At 49.4% G+C, this 20,108-nt stretch carries 23 protein-coding genes and 1 pseudogene; 14 read left to right on the top strand and 10 right to left on the bottom strand.

Translation table 11 applies throughout. The annotated features are described in order from the left end of the window. Positions 1 to 2: 2 nt before the first annotated feature. The 5 genes and pseudogenes from VPX56_RS10160 to VPX56_RS10180 all read right to left on the bottom strand — a co-directional run bounded on the left by VPX56_RS10160 (position 3) and on the right by VPX56_RS10180 (position 5,430). Positions 3 to 3,140, bottom strand: coding sequence for a RecE family exodeoxyribonuclease (locus VPX56_RS10160; RefSeq protein WP_326471494.1), 3,138 nt, complete (start codon positions 3,138 to 3,140; stop codon positions 3 to 5). Between the two features lie 140 nt (positions 3,141 to 3,280). Further along, on the bottom strand, positions 3,281 to 3,445 hold the full coding sequence (locus VPX56_RS10165; protein ID WP_061098049.1) for a YdaE family protein: 165 nt from the start codon (positions 3,443 to 3,445) through the stop codon (positions 3,281 to 3,283). Continuing rightward, positions 3,438 to 3,593, bottom strand: a pseudogene (locus VPX56_RS10170) (hypothetical protein); the annotation flags it as partial. The gene VPX56_RS10165 and the pseudogene VPX56_RS10170, both read right to left, overlap by 8 nt. 319 nt (positions 3,594 to 3,912) lie before the next feature. Next, positions 3,913 to 4,905 carry a P63C domain-containing protein gene (locus VPX56_RS10175; protein ID WP_224065706.1) on the bottom strand — a complete coding sequence of 331 codons (993 nt, stop codon included), beginning with the start codon at positions 4,903 to 4,905 and terminating at the stop codon, positions 3,913 to 3,915. A 144-nt stretch (positions 4,906 to 5,049) separates the two neighbouring features. Continuing rightward, entirely contained in the window at positions 5,050 to 5,430 is a 381-nt protein-coding gene (locus tag VPX56_RS10180; protein WP_224065705.1) for a helix-turn-helix domain-containing protein, read from the bottom strand. Between the two features lie 102 nt (positions 5,431 to 5,532). Between VPX56_RS10180 and VPX56_RS10185 the strand changes: the two genes are divergently transcribed. The 4 genes from VPX56_RS10185 to VPX56_RS10200 all read left to right on the top strand — a co-directional run bounded on the left by VPX56_RS10185 (position 5,533) and on the right by VPX56_RS10200 (position 8,005). Then, positions 5,533 to 5,760: a transcriptional regulator gene (locus tag VPX56_RS10185; RefSeq protein ID WP_044596538.1), complete on the top strand. Its 228-nt coding sequence runs from the start codon at positions 5,533 to 5,535 to the stop codon at positions 5,758 to 5,760. 2 nt (positions 5,761 to 5,762) lie between these two features. Next, positions 5,763 to 6,314 (top strand): toxin YdaT family protein, encoded by a 552-nt coding sequence (locus VPX56_RS10190; protein WP_326471501.1) that lies wholly within the window; start codon positions 5,763 to 5,765, stop codon positions 6,312 to 6,314. Between the two features lie 84 nt (positions 6,315 to 6,398). Continuing rightward, entirely contained in the window at positions 6,399 to 7,316 is a 918-nt protein-coding gene (locus VPX56_RS10195) for a replication protein (protein ID WP_326471503.1), read from the top strand. After that, entirely contained in the window at positions 7,313 to 8,005 is a 693-nt protein-coding gene (locus VPX56_RS10200; protein ID WP_326471505.1) for a replication protein P, read from the top strand. Before VPX56_RS10195 ends, VPX56_RS10200 begins: the two co-directional genes overlap by 4 nt. Positions 8,006 to 8,192: 187 nt before the next feature. Here the strand turns inward: VPX56_RS10200 and VPX56_RS10210 are convergent, their stop codons facing one another. After that, a complete protein-coding gene (locus VPX56_RS10210) occupies positions 8,193 to 8,546 on the bottom strand; it encodes a DUF1304 domain-containing protein (RefSeq protein ID WP_326471507.1) in 354 nt (117 codons plus the stop codon). 67 nt (positions 8,547 to 8,613) lie between these two features. After that, positions 8,614 to 9,807 (bottom strand): MFS transporter, encoded by a 1,194-nt coding sequence (locus tag VPX56_RS10215; RefSeq protein WP_119937819.1) that lies wholly within the window; start codon positions 9,805 to 9,807, stop codon positions 8,614 to 8,616. A gap of 357 nt (positions 9,808 to 10,164) precedes the next feature. Between VPX56_RS10215 and VPX56_RS10220 the strand changes: the two genes are divergently transcribed. Beyond that, the gene (locus VPX56_RS10220) at positions 10,165 to 10,890 is read left to right on the top strand and encodes a hypothetical protein (RefSeq protein WP_263609396.1); all 726 of its coding nucleotides are present in this window, start codon (positions 10,165 to 10,167) and stop codon (positions 10,888 to 10,890) included. Between the two features lie 170 nt (positions 10,891 to 11,060). Here VPX56_RS10220 and VPX56_RS10225 read toward each other — a convergent pair whose 3' ends face one another. Then, on the bottom strand, positions 11,061 to 11,432 hold the full coding sequence (locus tag VPX56_RS10225) for a nuclear transport factor 2 family protein (RefSeq protein ID WP_326472016.1): 372 nt from the start codon (positions 11,430 to 11,432) through the stop codon (positions 11,061 to 11,063). A 147-nt stretch (positions 11,433 to 11,579) separates the two neighbouring features. Here VPX56_RS10225 and VPX56_RS10230 point away from each other — a divergent pair, with 147 nt between their 5' ends. The 3 genes from VPX56_RS10230 (at position 11,580) to acuI (ending at position 13,943) form a co-directional block, all read left to right on the top strand. After that, positions 11,580 to 12,020: a GNAT family N-acetyltransferase gene (locus VPX56_RS10230; RefSeq protein ID WP_370965198.1), complete on the top strand. Its 441-nt coding sequence runs from the start codon at positions 11,580 to 11,582 to the stop codon at positions 12,018 to 12,020. A gap of 277 nt (positions 12,021 to 12,297) precedes the next feature. Next, entirely contained in the window at positions 12,298 to 12,516 is a 219-nt protein-coding gene (locus VPX56_RS10235) for a hypothetical protein (RefSeq protein WP_326471512.1), read from the top strand. Positions 12,517 to 12,959: 443 nt separating this feature from the next. Next, on the top strand, positions 12,960 to 13,943 hold the full coding sequence (gene acuI / locus VPX56_RS10240; RefSeq protein ID WP_028013340.1) for an acrylyl-CoA reductase (NADPH): 984 nt from the start codon (positions 12,960 to 12,962) through the stop codon (positions 13,941 to 13,943). Between the two features lie 51 nt (positions 13,944 to 13,994). Here acuI and acuR read toward each other — a convergent pair whose 3' ends face one another. Further along, positions 13,995 to 14,651 carry an acrylate utilization transcriptional regulator AcuR gene (gene acuR, locus VPX56_RS10245; RefSeq protein WP_214605180.1) on the bottom strand — a complete coding sequence of 219 codons (657 nt, stop codon included), beginning with the start codon at positions 14,649 to 14,651 and terminating at the stop codon, positions 13,995 to 13,997. Between the two features lie 277 nt (positions 14,652 to 14,928). Then, positions 14,929 to 16,104 (bottom strand): diguanylate phosphodiesterase, encoded by a 1,176-nt coding sequence (locus VPX56_RS10250; protein WP_214605179.1) that lies wholly within the window; start codon positions 16,102 to 16,104, stop codon positions 14,929 to 14,931. 487 nt (positions 16,105 to 16,591) lie between these two features. Between VPX56_RS10250 and VPX56_RS10255 the strand changes: the two genes are divergently transcribed. From VPX56_RS10255 to VPX56_RS10280, 6 genes are all read left to right on the top strand, one after another. Beyond that, positions 16,592 to 17,041, top strand: a complete 450-nt coding sequence (locus VPX56_RS10255) for a VOC family protein (protein ID WP_014884017.1) — start codon at positions 16,592 to 16,594, stop codon at positions 17,039 to 17,041. A gap of 368 nt (positions 17,042 to 17,409) precedes the next feature. After that, positions 17,410 to 17,634 carry a DinI family protein gene (locus VPX56_RS10260; protein ID WP_214605178.1) on the top strand — a complete coding sequence of 75 codons (225 nt, stop codon included), beginning with the start codon at positions 17,410 to 17,412 and terminating at the stop codon, positions 17,632 to 17,634. A gap of 388 nt (positions 17,635 to 18,022) precedes the next feature. Further along, positions 18,023 to 18,625, top strand: coding sequence for a DUF1367 family protein (locus VPX56_RS10265; protein ID WP_326471517.1), 603 nt, complete (start codon positions 18,023 to 18,025; stop codon positions 18,623 to 18,625). A gap of 5 nt (positions 18,626 to 18,630) precedes the next feature. Then, entirely contained in the window at positions 18,631 to 18,831 is a 201-nt protein-coding gene (locus VPX56_RS10270; protein WP_326471519.1) for a hypothetical protein, read from the top strand. Between the two features lie 2 nt (positions 18,832 to 18,833). Continuing rightward, positions 18,834 to 19,196: a crossover junction endodeoxyribonuclease RusA gene (gene rusA, locus VPX56_RS10275; RefSeq protein WP_326471521.1), complete on the top strand. Its 363-nt coding sequence runs from the start codon at positions 18,834 to 18,836 to the stop codon at positions 19,194 to 19,196. Beyond that, the gene (locus tag VPX56_RS10280; RefSeq protein WP_326471523.1) at positions 19,193 to 20,026 is read left to right on the top strand and encodes an antitermination protein Q; all 834 of its coding nucleotides are present in this window, start codon (positions 19,193 to 19,195) and stop codon (positions 20,024 to 20,026) included. Before rusA ends, VPX56_RS10280 begins: the two co-directional genes overlap by 4 nt. Positions 20,027 to 20,108: the final 82 nt, after the last annotated feature.

Consider the following 20,108-nt stretch of genomic DNA (forward strand, 5'->3'; position numbering starts at 1 on the left):
CCTTAAGCCTGAGCACGCAGCGCTTCGAGGCGGCGCAGGTCGAAATCGTTCAGTTCATCGGTGTAATCGGTAGTGATCGGCGCTGGCCATTCGCCTGTGTCGAATCCTGTGGCAATGGCGCGCATAGTTTTGCGGTACTCGAGCATGCCCAGTTCCAGCAGTTCTGTGGATGCCTCGATGATGGCGATCCAGTGGTAGTTCTCGTCTTTGTTGACGAAAATCCAGAAGAACTGGTCCAGCGCCGCGGTCTCGCAATACATAGCAGCGCTGAGGTGATAGTCACGGTCTATGATTTCCCGGTGCAGCCTGGCGCGCAGGCTTTCTTGCTTCACATTCCACATGCTGATGGTTTTCAGGTCAGCACCGATACGCACGCCGTCCAGTTCAATCTCGAGGTCAGTGCGTACACGCACTTCTAATCCGGTTTCGTCGTCGAAACCGAAATAGCTCACTTCAACGGCGCGGCTTGGATGTGTCAGCAGCATGCCGGCGGTCGGGTGCCCCAGGAGTGCAGACTGAATTGCCCGCGCTGTGGCCAGCTGCTGGCGGGTAACCAGAATCTTTTCGCCAGGGTTGTCGCGCCAGGCATCCAGCAGCTCGTCTGCGAACACGGCATCGGGCTTAACTGATTTAACAGCCTGGATCATGTCTGCTTTGCAGCCGGAGACTTTCAGCGGCGTCGGTTTCTGCGCTTCCTGCGCCACCAGGTCTGGATTGATGATTGCTAATTGCTCAAGTAACGCATCACGGCTGCCGCTGGTTTTAACCGGCATGGGCAGGGTTGCGTTGTACTCTTTAATGCATGCCTTCATTGCCGCTGCTGTCTGCTTCTGGCCTTCTTCAATACGCTGATACTCAGCAGGGAGAGCCATATAGCTTTGAGCCGTTTCTTCCAGGCTGGCGCCAAGCGGCACTGGAGCGGGAAGGGATGCGTTATGTTCTTCAAGTAACGCTTTAATCTCGTCAGCGCTCAGCAGTGCCGGCAGGCTGGCGTTGTACCCGTCGATGAACTCACGCAGAGTAGCGGTGGTCGTAAACGCATCTTCAGGGATCTCTGGTTCTACGCTGAACTCTGCTTCGAGGTTTTCCGGCTGCAATGCAAGGGCGTGCACCAGGTTTCCCATGTCCAGCACTTTGGATGCTGTGCGCGGGATAGTTTTAGCCACATGGCGCGCGTTGAAGTACATCAGGCTGACGCGGGCATCTTTTACCTGGGTTGAGCTAATACCGTTTGCTGCGTGATAAACCTCATTCGGCAGACATTCGTAGCGGCCAGGCTCGAAGCAAGCCGGGTATTCGATTACTGGCTCTGACTGCTGCTCTTCCGGCGCTACGGTAACTGCTTGCTTATTAGCTGCATCAGCGCCTTTGCCTGGTTGTACCGGATCAGTATTTTCGACTTTCTCTGGCTGAGTCGTTTCCATCTGCACATCGCTGGTGGTCTCCGTTGCGTTTTCCGTTTTTTCGACTTCATTTGAGGGGATATCGATGACCGGGGCGGTATTTCCAACCACCAGGCCATCGATGGAGAACACGCCACTACCGAGATTTTCAACCTGCGGTTGTTCAGCTGGGGCTTCAGCCTCAACTACAGGAGTAGGCAACGGCAGTAATTCCACAGCAGAGTTAAATTCAGCCGTCATGGTTTTATTCACGAACTCAAGATGCGCCGCTGGCGTGTGGTGGATATTTTCCGGCGCGATGCGGATAAGATTGAAGATTGCCGCACGGTTCACCGCTAGTACGCCGGGCTGATTACGCAGGATGGCGCTCCATGACTTCCATGGTTCTTCTTTCTTAGCCACGATTTCTTTGGCGCGTCGTAACACGCTCGAAGGAATTTCGAAGTGGTGGAAGTCCATAGGCAGTAGGGCGCATGCGATCTCAAGATCGAGAGTGTCCAGAGTGTGGTGCGCGCCTTCGCCGCGATCCGTTACATAGCCACCGTCTGCATTGGTCCCAGAATCAGTGCGCTGAACATTACTGATGCGATTACCGGCTGCCCACTCGCGAACGAGAATTCCGCGGTCAATATAATAAGTCGCCGCCCAGATGCGGGTAAAACGAAGTACCAAAGCGAGTTCGTGGCGCTTATCCTGGCTGAACACCTTGCGAATGGCGTCGGTATAGCGCCACAGGTCTTTGGTATCGTAACCCTTCATTTCTTCGCAGTTTTCTGCCGCCAGCACCAGGTTCTGGACATAGCTGTTGTCAGTGTCCATCTCCAGCGCGCTGATAGCTTCGTACTCTTCGCGGGTTAAGTGGTGGCGCAGTTCATCGCCGGTGAACTGGGCGAGTAGCTGCTTGCGGAACGGCATACGAACGACTGGATAACGTGTGGTTTCGTCATCACTTTCGTCAATCTGGATACCGTTATCAGGTTTTAGATCCTGACCAGTTGTAACGTCGGCGTCGCTGGTGCTTTCTGATTTGAGAAGAGTAAGCTTTCCGCTTCTCCACTCTTCAACTAACTGATTGCGGTCGCCGGCATCTGCTCTCACCCAGTCAGTCATGAATGCAGCAATTACTTCAGCTTCGTGCGCTTCATCTGGCGCGAATACCAGCTTTATCGCCTGTACGAGTTTCCACTCAGCGTTCAGGCTCAGTTCGGCAACTTCAGGGATGTCGTTCTTCGCCAGCAGCAGGTTCTGGAGATAGGTGTTACCTTCATCCAGTGACATTTCGCTGGCAGCCAGCTGCTGCTCTTTAGTGATGTGTGATTGGTATTTGTCGCAGGTCAGGTGGATGGCAAAACGGACCGCTGGAGTGCGGTTTTCAAGCGGGACACTTTCGACGATAGTTTCGACTTTAACGGTCGTTTCCGGTGCGGCAGTGTTGTCCACGACTTCAGGCGACTCAGCACCAGCCTTTGGCAGCCAGGTGCATCCATCGTCTTGGAGTGCGTAGCGTTTGCACCAGGTGTAATCCACTGCACTTTCTTCCGGCAGGTCGTTGTAAACAGGGAAATCGGTGCGAAGCGGCTTGGTGTAATCCTTACCGCGGCCGGTTTCAATACCAGCATCTTCTAACTCAACATCGAGCTGCAGGTTTGCGCGGGCTTCTGATTTCGCAGTGAACCAAATCACTGCGTCTTCTTTGCCAGATTTCTGCGTAGCCTTAACTACATAGAAAAATTCCATGTGAGATCCTCTTTTTTGGATGTAAGATCCCCGGGCCAGAGATAGCGCCCATTGGGTGAACTTTGGTTTTTTAAGTAGTTTTCCGGTGTAACTTTGGTCGGGAGCACCGGACGTACGGGCCGCCTTGCGCGGCTTTTACGTTATGCCTCGTGGGCCATCTGGTCGTACGAAGCACAACGTTCAGAGCAGTATTCTTTTTCTTTGCGCGCCAGCTGTGCGCCGTTGCGATAGAGAAGGGTACTTTTGACTACTTCCTCCGGTTCAACCGGCTTGCCGCAGTACCCGCATTTCGTTGAGTTACACATCTGGATTCCCCTTTTGCGCCAGCAGGTAGCACAAGCGGCGAAGAATCACCTCGAAGAAGTTCAGTTTTACGGCCTGCTGCCGTCCTGGTTTGCGTGCGAAATCAATCATTCTCACCCTCGTTTGCCTTATCGCTGGCCAGCGGAACGTTTACACCTGATGCGCGTTAATCTCTCCACCTCATCCGACTATTCGTATGCCGTCGGCGGCTACTTCGTGGGCGTCCTGCCTTAGTGGTTCGTAGTGCGTCTTGGTAAATGTGATTAAATCACTGGTTTATATTTGTGTCAACCAGTGATTGGTTTTAATTGTAAATCTGAGGTTTATAGGTGTGGATTATGTGAAGTGGTTGACATATAGCGGAAAAAAATCCCGACGCTAAGGTCGGGATAGGGGATTCATTAGTGCGGCTTGGAAACAGAGAGGGTGGGTAAAGAATATAACCCGACTCGACGGCCGGGTAGTTAAATTATTCAATATCAGTTTTAGGCAGCTCAGGATGAACCATTTCTAAGTTACCCTCAAAGTGTTCGTAATCCTTACTCAATTTCATGATTGTAACAACTGAAGACAAATGCTCTCTGAGCTTGGGATGGCCAATTTCTTGAGTAAGATGTTGATGCAGACGCCCCTTCTTCTTACTTTTAGCTGCTTCGCTCTTTAGCTCATCGCGTAACCCGGGGGCAAGTCGGTCATAGACAATTTTGTTGGTCAATGTACCAAAATAAGATGGAAAATTTTTCTTTTGTGGTGGATACGGAACCCCTCTGAGACGGCACAACTGCTCGTAATAATCAGGTTGGAAGGTATGTACCCATGGTTGTAATTCTTTAGCAACAAAAGCTTCAAGTATTTTTGCGAGTGCATCTCGCTCACGAGCTTTTTGATACCCGGTTGCTTCATCAATTAGAGCTACTATACCAACTCGAGCAAAGCCACGAACGAGTAGTTCAGCACGTTCAGCTAAATGCTCCTGTTGTTTTTGAAGCTTTCCTTCTTTTCTGGCCGCGAGAATTGCATCGCAAATGTCTGCCAATATGGTTGCAGGGTAACCAAAAGCGACTCCTCCACCGTTTTTGTGTCTGAATTTTATTGGGTTTTCGATAACCGGCAGTATGTCATTGTTTAAAAAGGGTTTTATCCTGTCACCGCCTACGAAATTAAGTAGTCGGTCAGCAGCACCACCAGACATTCCTAATCCGGAAAACACCCCCCTTTGAGAAAGAACACGTGAGCCATCACTAAGTACATAGCATTGTATCTCAGCATCACCAATGCGTAGTGGGGCATCTGAGGATCCATATTCAGCTACAGGAAGTGATGCCAATTCCTTTTTAGCCGCTGCCATTTTTTTGGCAGCTTCCTTTCTTTCTTCAGGTGTCATTTTTGCAGCTTTTGCTTTACCGCCTTTTGCTTTTCCTGAAGGCTCATTATCTGCATCGCTATCAATATGTTTAGTCATGGTACTCTACTCGTGTTGTGAAATTACGTGCATTAAAACATATGCATGTAACAACGTGCAAATTTTGTTTTTGCAAAAAAAAGCTGCATTTCTGCAGCGTAAGATACTATTTATCTTGGTATGCCTTTTAGCAATCCAAATGAGTCAATCCTGTGAACGAACACGCCCCTTCATGTATTTCTCGTACAGCTCATCAAGTTCTTTTAAACGAAGCGCGAAAATGCGAAGCATGTTCCGTTGTTCTTCCTCCGGCAACTGTCGGTAAAGCTCGAGCAGGCGCTGTTCGTCTGGCTTGAGTCCATCTTTCTCACCAACGTCCTCACCGAGTAGCCAGGCGACAGAAATGCCAACAGCATCGGCTATGGCCAATGCTGATTTCTTACTAATCACGCCTTTTTTGAACCAGCCATTTACGGCCTGAGGTGTTACTCCAGCTATTCGTGCCATGTCTGCTTTGGTAACGCCCCGATCGGTGATCTCAGTAAGGCGTTCTACCAGAACGAGGTTGGGTTCTTCTTTTCTCATAGTGTCATTGTAAATATTTGGTTTACACACGCAATAAACTCGAGATTTGCGAAAAATATAAATCTGTGGTTTACTTTCGCTAACATTAAGCAGGAGAAGCACATGTCCGCACTTGATAAAGCAATTAAAGCCGCTGGATCAGCAAGAAAGCTCAGCATCGCGCTTGGTGTGACCAGTATGTCCGTAAGTCACTGGAAGAATCGTGACCATGGGATCGTCCCGCCAAACTACATTTTCCCCATTTTCAAAATGACCGGCGTAACTCCGCACGAGCTGCGCCCAGATCTCTACCCAAACCCAACAGACGGTTTACCTAAACAGGAGCCTTAACTATGCAAACTGTTTCATTTCAAAAGAGTAGCAGAGCTTCCTCTAATCCTCTGATATTCCAGTGTCATCAAAGCGAATATGCAGGGCAGGATATTGATCATCGTGATATCTGCTCTGCGGTCCGAGCCTGGGCAGCGGCAGAAGGGCGCGTAATTGTTGCGCTTCAAATCCAAGAAGCGGCGGAAGAACTTAAACTTGATGGCTTGGATTTCTCAGGCCAGGCCGATGTCTGGAACGTGAAGCTGTTCCGCTGGCTCGACAACAAAGAAGACTCCGCGTCGTACCGAAAGAACGTCGAACTCCTGGTGCCCGCGATCATGTCCGTATTACCGATTCGGTACCGCGACCGTGTCGTAAAGAACGACTCATTTGCCTACCGTATGGCCAGATTGGAAAAAGAGGTGAGTGAGGCGAAGCAAGCTCTGATGCTCGATGCACCGAAGAAGGAAAAGCTGAAGGAGTTAGGCGAGGGGATTTTTGAGATGTTCCGTGTCGATCCTGACCTTACGGCACCGCTGCTGGCGATGGTCACAACCATGTTGGGGGCGATATGAAGACTTCAGAAAAGGCGAAAGCCGCGGTGCTCGAACACCAACGGCTTTCAGGTGCAAAAACGGAGTGTAATTGCGGGGCTAAGTATGTCAAACACAGCTGAAATTATCAATTTCCCCCACAGAACTGAACAACCGGGAGGTCGTATGGCCGACCTGTCGAACGGGTATACCAAGGTCGCTAACGAGATCCAACAGCTTAAGCCCCGTCTGAGAATGTCAGGCCGGGAGTGGCAGTGTTTTGAGGCGGTGATCTGGCTTACCTACGGCTGGAACAAGAAGCAGGACCGCGTTACGAACACGGTGATAGCTGAGCTTACAGGGCTGAGTGATTCCCACGTTTCTGATGCGCTCAAGTCACTCGCAGAACGCAAAATTATCTTCAGTCAAAAGCAGGGCGTGATGAAAACGGTCGGTATAAATACTGACCTTTCAGCCTGGATTTTAGACAAACCGAAAACGGGAAAAGTCTTCCCGAAATCGGGAAAAGTGTTACCGAAAACGGGAAAAACCTTCCCGGAAACGGTAGACACCCAAGACTATAACAAGAACAATATTAAAATATCCTCGTCTCGGAATTCTGACGAATCCCGAAACCAGAAAACTCAAAAGTTTCTCTCACGCCATCCAGAAGCTGCCGCCGGGATATACACCCCGGCAGGTAAATCATGGGGATCCGCTGACGACCTCAAGGCCGCACGCTGGATTTACGACAGGCTTCTCACCGTCAACGCATCGCTATCCGAACCAAACTGGGCTGAATGGGCAAACACCATCAGGCTGATGCGCGTCCAGGACAAGCGCACTCACTACGAAATCTGCGACCTGTTCCAGTGGGCCAACAGGGATGAATTCTGGAAAGACAATATCCTGAGCCCTTCGAGTTTGCGCAAGCAGTGGGATCAACTCACAACCAAACGGCTGCGCGCAACCGGGGCGGCAAAGTCATCGCGGGGCGGCGTTGACCTGCATAACACCGACTGGATTGACGGGGGGCTGGAATGAAAAATCTTGCCGAGAGCATTCGCAATTTTGACAGGGAACAGGCTCGCCGCGTGGCGCACAACATGCCTGAGCAGTACACCGAACGCGAACAAACGCAGCAGGTGGCTCAGATTATCAACGGGCTGTTCGTACAGCTGGCGGCCGCGTTCCCAGCAAGCTTGGTTAATCGCAGCCAGGAAGACGTGAACGAGATCCGCCGTCAGTGGGTGCTGGCCTTCAAAGAAAACGGGATCACCACTCTGGAGCAGGTTGAAGCCGGCATGCGCATGGTGCGCCGTCAGGAACGCCCATTCCTGCCTTCGCCAGGCCAGTTCATCAAGTGGTGCAGGGAAGGGCGCTGCGTGCTGGGGATCACCGTCACTGATGTGATGGCCGAATACTGGAAGTGGCGCAAGCTGGTGTTCCGGTATCCGAGCAATGAACAGTATCCGTGGCCTAAACCCATTTATTATCACATCTGCCTCGAACTGCGGCGCCGGGGAACCGATGGCCAGTTGAGCCATAAAGAGCTCGAGCGTGAGGCCAGCGACATTCTGGATATGTGGGAAAAGCGGGTGCTGGCCGGGAAACCGATTCCGCCAGTGCGTCGGGCGCTCGCCGCACCGGTATCGCCGAAGGGACCAACCCCTGCGGAGCTTCTGAAAGCCAAATACGAGCGGATGAGGACCGATGGGAGGCCAGAGCGATGAATTGGTCTGCTATGAGCGAGGAACGGACATTGCTAACAGCCTTCTGGGTGAATTATCAGGGAACACGTCAGATTAATCGACCCTTCCCGCAAAGAGCTAAGGCTCTGGCATTTCGTGCTGTTCTCCTGGTATAACAGCCAGTCGCAGGTAGGTATTATTGAATGAGGCACAGGCGCGACTTGCGCCGTTACAGTCCCATCCACAGCGCAATTAACGCCAGCAATGCGGGCAGCGCCTGCACATAAAAAATTTTCCTGCTGGCGGTGATTGCGCCAAACAGACCCGCAATCAGCACGCATACCAGAAAGAACAGTTTAAAATGGAAACCACCGTCGCCCAGCCACAGCCCCCAGAACAATCCCGCCGCTAAAAAACCGTTATACAGCCCCTGATTGGCGGCTAGCACCCGGCTGTCTCGGGCGAAATCAGCGCTGAGATTAAAGGCCTTGCGGCCTGTTTTCGTGTCCCACAAAAATATCTCAAGCACGAGAATATGGATGTGTATAACGGCGACAAGCGCGATAAGGACGGAAGCGATCATGAGCCACTCTCACAAAGAAGAACGCAATATCAACAGTATATACTGAGCAGATGGTTTGCGGCGGCCATTATGCCGTAGCCGATACCCGTCCGGCCGCGCGCCACCAGACAACTAATGCCGCAAGCGCCACCCCCCCAAGCGTCGCAAACGCCATGCGCCATGACGAATGCGCGACGATGCTGCCCGCTAGCGCCGGGCTGAACGCGGCGCCCGCGCCCTGCATCAGCATAATCACGCTCTGCCCCGCGTTGATGTGCCCGGACCCGCGTAGCGTGTTAACAATATAGCCCGGCACCGCCACACCCAGGATCCCGGCGGCGACGCCATCCAGAATTTGCACCGGAATAACGGATAACGGCCCGGCAAAACTGGCGGCCAGCGCGGCGCGCACTGGCAGTACAATAAGCGCAATCAGGATAAGCCGCCGGTAGCCATAGCGCTGCGCCTGCACGGAGGTCAGAAGGGCGACCGGGATCATCACGCATTGCGAAATCACTACCGTCGCCGCAGCATAGATTCCAGGGCTCCACAGGCTGCTGCCTATAGCAGCCACGCGCATGCTGAGCATTGGCAGCAGCGCAGCGTTTCCGAGGTGAAACAGCAGCAGTGTGATGCCGGTCGTCAGCAGCACCGGATGGCGCATCAGCACTGACAGCTGCGGCACCACCTGCGCCTTATCGCCGGTTTCAAGGCCGCGCGCCGCGTCATGATCGATATCCTGCTCGCGGATCGCCAGTACGCTAAGCGCGGTGAAAACCGCCATGCCCGTCATCAGGACAAAGACCGCGCCGATGCCCCACAGCCACATCGCGCCGCCTGCCAGCACTGCTGCCACCATATTGCCGCCGTGGTTGAACGCCTCGTTGCGGCCCATCTGCCGCGTGAAGCCGCGCTGGCCGGTCAGGCCCAGCGTGATCCCCGCCACCAACGGGCCAATCAGCGCGGCGACCAGCCCGGAAACAATCTGCGAAAACATCGCAATGCTATAACGGGTGCTGTACCAGAGCATGAGCGTCGCCAGCGTGACCAGCGCGCAGCAGGCGAGCAGCAGCAGGCGCTTTTTGCGCGTGGCATCGATCATAATCCCTGCGGGCACCGTCGCCAGCAGCGCCGCGATCCCGCCTGCGGTCATCACAAATCCAATATCATCCGGTCGCCAGTGCTGTTCAGTGAGATAAATGCCGAGAAAGGGGCCAAGCCCATCGCGCACATCCGCCAGAAAAAAGCTCATCAGGCAGAGCGCCTGTAGCGATCGCAACATCTTCATTCTTCTCCCTGCAAAAAGGTGGTAACCCAAGATGATGTTATCATATTGTTATCAATGCATTATGGCAGCATTGAAAAAAGGCTCGGAAGTTAAAACTAACCAAATGAAACGGGCAAACGGTTGTGCTCGACGTCTATAAACCCGCAGCGAGCAACGCTTCATTTGAGAGGTTATAGTGACCCTTTCCCCGTTGAACAACACTGATGGTTGTTAACTACTTCCGCATCTGGCACATTTCTCTCGCTGAACCTTCAGCTTCACGACGCTTTCAAAATCAATGTTGGTAGGTTGTAGATCTTAGCGATACTAACCTAAGCTAGCACTCGGGATTTTTTAGGTAGGGATTTTGTTATGTCAGTATCGAATCATCTTAGCTGGGGCGGGCTTGTCGCGCTTGGCGGCGCGCTGTTGGCAGGATGTATTCCGTATCCGCGAGAAAGGCCAGGGTATATCGACCTCTGCCAAAGCGAGTATACCTTTACTGTCGATGGCCCAAACGGAAAGCAAGAGATTGTACTAGAAACCTATATCTATGATCACGGTATGCCCGGCAACTATATGCCTGATAAACGCAGCAGTTTCACTATTCCGCATGTCCAGGGGCCTGAGGCGAGGCCGGAATTTTATGTCCAGTTGATTGCCTATAACAAAGGTCGTCAGCGCCCTTCTCGTCCGGGAACTACCGGGCTGCCAGCAGTACCGATATTTATCGACACTCGTAATGCCTATATCGACCTAGGCGATGGTAAACAGCTTAGCGCGCGGCCAGAAATTTACCTCGGCACCACATCATTCCCGTACGATTTTCCGGAAGATAAACAGGGATATGCAAGGCCATCGCCTTACGACATTAATAGTGATGAAGTACATCGCAATGTCCCACGAATTACCAATAACGATGACTACGGCTCAGCGTATGTAGTCTTTAAAATTTATGACGGCAACGCGAATACGAAATGGGCTGTCCATTTAGGCGACCTTGACGTTAATGGCGTGAAAGTGGCGGTACCCGCGCTGAAACTGTGTTATCAGCCAACGCTTAAGTGGATTGGTATTGAGCCGCTCATGCGTCCATAAGTACCGCCTTGGGTAATCCCATGACATCCGCTAAGGTTTTTTCAGGGATGTCCCTTCCACAAGCCATTCCAAGGCTTTGCGGCCGTGCAACTTTGAACCTCGCACAAATAGGACAAGCTCAGAGAGCTGGAGGTCCACTTTGAGCGAGGAGCGGACGTTGAATATGACGACTATATGCTCTGTGCCTCAGGTGTTCCCTGATGGAATACCAATTTCCATTGCCCGTTCTCAGAGATTTCCCAGCATGAAGAACGAAGGGATGCATGACTTCCATCTGGATGGACCGTTCTGTAATGCAATATTGCGAAATTATCTCTAACGATGATAAGCCGGAAATCACTACTAAGAATAGCTGGAACGCTGTCTTCCCCCGAAAGGGCTTCAATAGTCTGTACACGATCAACTAATACTCCTGAGCGCGTTATTTCGCTAAATCTGTCATGGAGTATCTGTTCAAGCCATTTCCGATCTTTCCGCCTGCTGCCATGAAGAAAACATTCGAGTCTTTTTAACGTATCCAGTAGCATAGTATTTGCCCTCATCACAATCGAACATTAACTCTTAAAGTGACAATCGTTGGGATGCAACTTCCGTCCTCTGCACAGATCTAATGTGAAATGCGGCGCTGTTGATCTGCTATGAGCGTGTTAATCATCAAAATTACACAGTATCATGAATGGAATAATACGATGAATATTAGGACAAGATTAGCTCTACCCTCTGATATAAAGGGTATTTTTGACGTCAGGACTTCGGTTAAAGAAAATCATCTCAGTCGAGAAGAAATGGAGCGGATGGGAATTACCGAGAGCGTTGTCACCAATATGATTGAAAAAAGTCGCTGCGCATGGGTTGCTGAAGAAGGTGGGAAAGTGACTGGTTTTTCAATGATTTTGCCAGATGAAGCATGCCTTTTTGCGGCATTTGTTCTACCTAAATATGAAGGCCGAGGTTTAGGTCGCATACTTGTTGGACTCGCAGAACAGGAAATTTTCAAACATCATGAGGTGGCTTGGCTTGAAACCGACAAAAACAGCCGCGCGGCAGGATTTTATAGGCGGCTGGGCTGGATTGAGAAAGGAAATGTTAGCGAATCCGATATTAGATTAGAGAAACTTCGCTGCACTTGAAGAAGACCTCTTTCGTAAACGTCCGCTCCTGGCACAAAGCTGACGTCTCAGCCTGCGTATGACCGTAAAAGCTACCTTCACGTGATAAGCCGCTTCGGGTAATGACGAGGCGCTTTTGCGACATGCTGAAAGACCTACTTCGATGTTTCCTGAAAGCCTGATTGCCCAGGCTAAACGACCCTTAGAAAATTCTATGGCGAAATAGTCACATAAGTCTTCTCCACGTGTGTTATAACCGAGTTTCAAATCGCCACCACTGGCGGTTAAGAGGCATCTCATGAAACTACGTATCACAAGAGCAATCGGCCTCAGCAAGTTCTCGCCACGTTGGGTTAAGGTTATCTGTTTACGGTTGACTAAAAACGATATTGAGCGCTCCCTCAACGCGCTTCTGGCTACAATTGATGAATCTGAACTTTCTCCAGAGCAAGTCAAAGCATTAAGGGAATGTGTTGACAGAATTAACATCGCAAGGGGGAAGGGTATGCAGGCGTGAGCACTTTTGATTAAAGGTAAGCCAACACTGTATTTGCGCGGCGCGTTTGCTGCGCAAGTATCGCTGACCGTTCGATACCAGCTGAGCTTTTAAAGCCAAATTTAATTGGATCAATGCTGGTGGGAGGGGATAGAGATGAACTGGTTCCTGTGAGCGAAAATGAGGCCAACAATCTAAGCCTGCTGGGTTTACCGTTATCAACTGAGTACTGAAGCATTGCCTTTGCACCCGCCGGATCCGCTTACATTTCCCTATGTATTAGTTTACCCACCTCCAGCTTGACACTGATCAATTATGACTGCGTTAAGCCTATGAAAAAAATAATAAGTCTTGAATCCTGACAAAATACTGGGATAGTAGGATTGATTATTAGACGATCGGTCAATATTATTTGTACATGACTTAATAACTGAACGATAAACGCCCAAATAGACGAGGTGAAAGTGTTTAAATCTTTATTAATAAACAAAGCAGATGAACGCTACAGTGCGCAACTTGTTGAAATTGCTGAAAGTGAGCTGCCGCAGGGGGATGTTGAGGTAAATATTGAATATTCCTCCATCAACTACAAAGATGCGCTTGCCATTACGGGCCGAGGCCCAATCGTCCGACACTTTCCAATGGTGCCAGGCATTGATTTTGCCGGTACGGTGTCCGCCAGTTCACATCCTGAATATCAGCCCGGAGATAAGGTTCTACTGACAGGCTGGGGTGTAGGGGAAAAACACTGGGGTGGGCTGTCTGAAAAAGCACGAGTGAAAGGCGACTGGCTGACGCCGCTTCCGGCAGGCGCAAATAGCAAACACGTCATGGCTATCGGGACGGCTGGGTTTACCGCGATGCTGTGTGTCGACGCGCTGCTCAATCATGGTGTTAAGCCTGAAGATGGGTCCGTACTTGTTACCGGTGCCAGTGGAGGTGTCGGTAGTATTGCGGCCATGATCCTTTCGTCTATGGGCTTCCATGTGACCGCTTCTACCGGTCGGCCGGAAGAATCCTCGTGGCTATATAAAACGGTCGGGGTGAACGACATCATTAACCGTGCTGAGCTTTCAAGCCCGGGCAAACCTTTACAAAAAGAACGCTGGGCTGCTGCCATTGATACAGTCGGCAGCCACACGCTCTGTAACGCCTGTGCAGGGGTACGCTATGGCAGTATTGTTGCAGCCTGTGGCATGGCTCAGGGTATGGAGTTGATGGGAAATGTGGCTCCGTTTATTCTTCGTGGTGTTACGCTGAAAGGGATTGATAGTGTCATGTTCGCGAAAGAGAAAAGAGCGGCGATCTGGCAGCAGGCGTTAAAGCATTTACCAGAGTCCAGGCTGGATAGCCTGACGACTGTATATCCGCTAAGTGAGGCCATCACTGTAGCCGAAAAACTTCTGAATGGCGGAATTCGCGGCCGAGCGGTAATTGAATGTAGCTAATTATAGATACGGAGTTGCAGATCGAACGAGGGGCCGCTAACGGCTCCTCTTTTACTGTACTTCAGTTGCTTCCTGCGACGACTGGTAACGGACTGATGTTTTGAAATAGTTCCAGAAATCGTACACAGGTTGGGTTGAACTATAAAGTTTGGAACGCATAACGGCACCCTCCCAGCCACTCCAGAAAACTGCTGCCAGTTGTTTGTCGTTCATTTCAGAGCAAATTTCGCCTGAAGTTAGTGCATCGGACAGACAGGAAGCAACAAGTTCTTGCCAGCTCTCAAGAACATCTTTTAGCTGCTGGATAAAGGATTGTGGCAGTCCCGGACTTTCCTGCATCATATTTCCAACAAGGCAGCCTCGGGTAAAATTGTATTTTTTAATCCCGTTGCAGGCATCGTGGATAAAATTTTCCAGCCGTAACATTGGTGCGCATAAAGGTTCATGAAGGTGTTTTTTAAGTTTATGCTCGAAGAAACTGTCATAGGCATGGAGGACGGCCTGCGCATACTCCTCTTTGCTCTTGAAGTAATAATAAAATGAGCCTTTAGGCACACCGGCATTTTTGACAATGGCATCGACTCCAGTTGCAAGAAAACCATTCTGCGTCAGCAACTCAAGACCGCTGCGGATCAGATCATTACGAGTATCTGCATAGGTGCTCTCTGTTTTCCGTGGTCTTCCCCGTCTGCGGATTTCACTGGTCATGGCTCTTCTCCTACATGTTTAGCGGCAAAGAATAAGTGATTTTGCCTAAGAGCTACAACCAGTTTCACCTTGGCATTTTTGAAGGGCAGCATTGCCAACTACAAGTCTCAATACCGTCTTACTTAACTCAACTGCAGCGCGTATGAGCGACCTTGCTGTCCCTCATGTCAAATTTTATTAGTGAGTGCAGCAACGAATTGGCTGCGCCCGCTTTGTGTGCTTATCGGACATTACACTTTGCTTATCACAGAAGAATGTCTAAAGTTTCATTTTAACATTATTTAAACTCATTAGATTCTGGCCAGAAGATCGTTAAGGATCCATTTTTATCATATTTTGAAAAAAGATTGCCCTGGAAGCAAAATACCCCAGCGGATTCTAACCACATCCATTCTTCTGGTTGTTCGACACCTGTTGCACAAATCCTTATCTCTAAAAGTTCGCCGCAACGTATTAAGCTTTGCAGTATCGCCTGCTTGGAACCGTCTTTATGTATGTTTTGGATTAGTTGAGGGTGTATTTTTAGCTTCTCAGGCTGAAATTTTGAAAGAAACAATAAACCTGCATTTCCTACACCAAAGTCATTAATAGCAACGCTTAAACCGCAACTTTTGAGTATCTGCACTGAATGCGCGAACTCATCAATTTCAGGGATTATTTCGCTCTCTGAAAACTCAACTATAACTTGTTCTGGGTATAAGTTACTTTCTCTGATGTAATCGAGCAATATCTCAATCGCATTAGGTACCCTCAGTAAGGTTAAAGGCAGGAGTGTTATTGATACTCGTTGTGAAGAGGTAATGAAACTCCCTGCGATTTTTAACAAGTCTCTCTTCGATTCCAAATCAAAAAATAAATTATTGGCTTTTATATCGTCTTTATCTGATTTTGCACTCAAGACAAAAGAATGAATTTGAGCAGCCAGAGGGTCTATAACTGCATGCATGTCTTCGATAATATCGGGATCAACCGATGATACATTTATTTGATCGGATGAAAAAAACCAACTGAATCTATCAGGAAGTTCATAATAGCTGTCTGTCTCAGCAGAATCTATAAATGTACGGAAAAACCGTAATGCTCTGTCGTTGTAAAGCAATTTATGTTGGGTTGTTCCACGTTGAAGAACCCTGTCCAGACACTCTTCTTTACTGAATAGTCTTAAATCAATTAATTCCATGCCTGAGCGACCAAATCGTCGATAGGGGGCATAATCGGATAAGAGTACTACAATGTTAAAGTGAAGTGCATCCATACAAATTTTTTTATAGATTTGCATTACAGCGGTTTCATCTCCTTCCAGAAGCTGTAAGAAATGAACGCCATTAAAAAGTAAAACACCAGTTACCCCCGCACGTTCATTTCGGGAATTGGCTTCACTAACCATGTCAACTATGGATTGAATTGGTGTATCAGCTCGCAGGTGGCTTCGGTAGATGAGAGTGGTAAGCATAGTTGCACACTTTAAAGGATTTTCTACTAAAGTAGCATGCGAAAGGCCAGTTAGGGCTATTTAACTGTAAAATTTACAAAAAAAAGTCCGGTAACATTAAAATTGTCCATGAAGAGTAAAATGCTTCACAAAAAACCATTCAATAACCGTGGTTAAAGCCCGCGAGATGTGTTTGGCTCTGCAACATAAAAATTGCCTGGTATGCGCACGTGACAAAGTAAAAATTGATTCTAAGATTTTGGTAGTGAAAATGATTACATGGAGTTTCGAATGGTTTTTATTGCGGCTTTAACTTTATCTTTTCTTCTGTGTGTAGCGGGCCTTATCTTCATTTTGCTGGAGTTAGTTAGCATAGGCTTCAACCCTGAACGACATTGAACAATACGTGCAAGAAATCCAGCAAAATCACTGATTGAAAGTCTCTTGACCTCAAGTTTACTTGAGCTTTTAAGATGCCGATTCTGGAGATAGTTAAAGGATTAGCCTAATGAAAGAGATTGATGTAGGTTTTACGCACGTTGCGTTTGTTGTTAGAGATTTGGAAAAAAGTATCGATTTTTACGGCCGTTATGCTGGCATGGAAGTCGTACACAGTCGAGAGCCTGACCTTCCGGAGGCACGTAAAGTCGCATGGTTAAGTGACCGAACTCGCCCTTTTGCGCTTGTCCTTGTCCAGGTTGATGCTGTGACTGACACCCCTTTAGGTAATTTTGGTCACTTGGGAGTAGCTTGTTCAAGCATTGAAGAAATCGACAATAAGGTAGCGATGGCCAGAATGGAAGGCATCTTGCGAAAAGAACCGACTCAGGCAGGCGAACCGGTAGGTTATTATGTCTTCTTCGCTGATCCTGATGGCAACACACTTGAACTTTCTTATGGTCAGAAAGTCGGGATCGAGGCTTTCCGTCAAGATGATAGAGTGCCTGCATCTCAGTAAATTTCGATAACCGGTTGGATTACATTACGCTTTGGTAATGTTTCATGTCGTTTTAGAGCTTGCTGACTAATTTTTTCTTAGTAACAGCAAGCTCCATAATCGCCTTTGCAAATTTTCATCTTATTAATTTCATTTCAAAATCAAAATTTAGTAGCGAAACTGCACAAAACTCTGGTGAAAGCTATTCAACATAACTGTTGATTGTTGACGACAAAATCTGAGTTCCCTCCCATAGCGTCCTTAATACAGATACCTGCAAGCCTGCAAGAGCTCCATAGTGCTAACACTCTTTAATCGTTGCAAAATCCGTGAGATACGTTTATAAATATACTGTATATGCATACAGTTGTTCGTTGCGGAGGGAAAGTATGAAAATCGAGTTAGCCATTGATCGCATGAAGAAACTTCCTGATGGAGCAATACCTGCGCTCGAGTCAGAACTGCTCAAAAGACTCAGCAAACAGTTCGATGAATGCCAGCTTACGATTAAGCGTGCCACTAATGACGGTTTGACTGTTTTCGGGTGCGACAAGAAAGAGGTCGAACATATCGTGCAGGAGACCTGGGAAAGCGCGGACGAGTGGTTTTATTAATCGCGTGATTTTCACTGGAGCAGTTTCAAAGAGTATCGCTGTTTGCGTTCCCCTGGCTGTTCCCGATTACTGTTTACCGCGTCAATAAGTCGCTCTGGGGGAAATAGTGTGTAGTGCAGATGCCTTTAATGCAGATGATCAATGGTACGACGTGGTCAGAAGGGCCGATAAAGCAGTTATCTATAGCTTCCCGGCGGAAGGGAGATATCTGGTTTATCGAGTAAATGGAATAGTTTCATTACGTCCGTTACTCCAAGAGGAAGAAATCTTCACTCTCAACGGGTTTATGCAATTTGCAAAACGACTGGGGTACCGAGTTACACCACCGTCTGATATTATTCTTTCATAGGCCTGAACAACCTATACCTGATGCGCCACGGAGATAACCATGGCGCTCGAATTACAACTTTTAAAACACCACTCAGGAATACTGATCCCGGCTACGCCCGAGACCAGCGATATCCTGCAATCAAAAACCCGGCTCGGCGATGTTCTTGTTGCAGAGTTCAGGCGGGTACGAAACCCGGCATTTCACCGGCGCTTTTTCGCGCTTCTCAATCTCGGCTTTGAATACTGGGAACCAACCGGCGGGGCTATTTCTAGCAACGAGCGGAAGCTGATTACCGGCTACGCCAAATTCCTGGCTTCTTATGGCGGGAATGAGGGCGCGCTGATCGATGCAGCCGAGCAGTATCTTGAGCAGGTTGCTTACCGGCGCGTGACGAATGGCATTAGCCTGTGTAAATCCTTTGACGCGTACCGTTCTTGGGTGATTGTCGAGGCAGGGCACTTTGATGCCATTCAGCTACCTGACGGAACACTTAAAAAACATCCTCGTAGCATCTCATTCGCAAACATGGACGAACTTGAGTTCCAGCAGCTCTATAAAGCTGCGCTCGATGTCCTCTGGCGCTGGGTCCTGTCCCGTTCATTCCGCAGTCGCGATGAGGCCGAAAATGTCGCCGCGCAGCTGCTTGGCTTCGCGGGGTGACGGACATGAAATATACCTGGTTTCATTACACCGACTGCAGCACCGAACAGGCCGACGAACTGGTTAAGCGTTACAAAGCGCGCGGGGTACGAGTTGAGCGTAGCCTTAACCCAGATTACGTGACCTGGACTGTCAGTGCATTTCTTCCAACCTCAAATACACCAGCGCGCCCGGATAGCCGCTGGCGAAACCGGATGTGGAGGTGAGTGTGAGAACATATCAAATCACTTTGCCCTGGCCGCCGAGCAATAACAGGTATTACCGCCACAACCGCGGGCGTACGCATATTAGTGCTGATGGCGTCGCGTACCGCTATGCGGTGGTCAGTGTCATTCGAAGCGCCCAGCTTAATATCCAGACGGCCGCACCACTCAAAATCAGAATTGAATGTCACATGCCCGACCGCCGGCGCCGCGATCTGGATAACCTGCAGAAGGCCGCTTTTGACGCTTTAACCAAGGCGGGGTTCTGGCTGGATGACTGCCAGGTTGTCGACTATCGCGTTGTGAAAATGCCTGTCGTTAAGGGCGGGAAATTAGAACTCACCATTAACGAGCTGGAGACCGCATGAATCTTGAAAATACCCTCAAATATCACTTTGCCAAATCGACAATGATTAGCGACTCTCCGCGCGCTACGGCGTCAGACTCATTAACCGGAACGGATATCATGGCCGCTATGGGCATGACGCAGGAACGGGCAGCATTGGGTTACAGCGCTTTTCTCGGGAAGATGGGCATCAGCAACAATGACCGGGAGAGGGCGATCGAGCTGTTGGCGCAGTACGCGCTGACCAAGTGCGTTCATATTGCGGCATTACGGAAGCTTGATGCAGAGACTAAACCACTGGTGATGCATCAGCTGGCCACCTTCGCGTTCGAGGACTACTCCCGCAGCGCAGCCAGCGTGAAACAGTGCGATGGCTGCAATGGGGAAGGGTTTATTGACGCTGAGGTTTTCAGCATGAAGTCTCACACGCCGACAAAAGATAAGAAGTTCGTGAAGATGTCTTTGCACATGAGGGTCGAGAATATTCGACCTTCTGAGTATGAGGTGCGTAGGCAGGTAAGGGAGGTAGCGCGCGTTCTCTGCCCTCAGTGTAAGGGCAAGAAGGTTATAAGTTGTGCCTGTAAAGATTGTCATGGCCGCGGGAAAGCTGTTAATCAGGCTCTTACAGAGCAGCAGGGCGTTCCGGTACTGGCTGATTGCAAGCGCTGCAGTGGGCGGGGGGTTGAGCGAATTCCATCAACTGAGGCTTACGCAGCTTTAAGGGAAATAACGGATGCAATCAGCCTCGATACATGGAAGAAATCTGTTAAGCCATTCTACGATCAGCTCATCACCAAGTTTGACATCGAAGAGGCCTGGGCTGATGCGCAGCTGAAGCAGATAACAAAATAGGGCGTGAATTTATCGTGAGCTATTTACTTTTCCCGAATCTGTGGTAATTTTGCTCTAACGATGGGTTATTGCCTTCGTTTAA

The sequence above is a fragment of the Enterobacter wuhouensis genome, assembly GCF_035835995.1.
Classification (GTDB): Bacteria; Pseudomonadota; Gammaproteobacteria; order Enterobacterales; family Enterobacteriaceae; genus Enterobacter; species Enterobacter wuhouensis.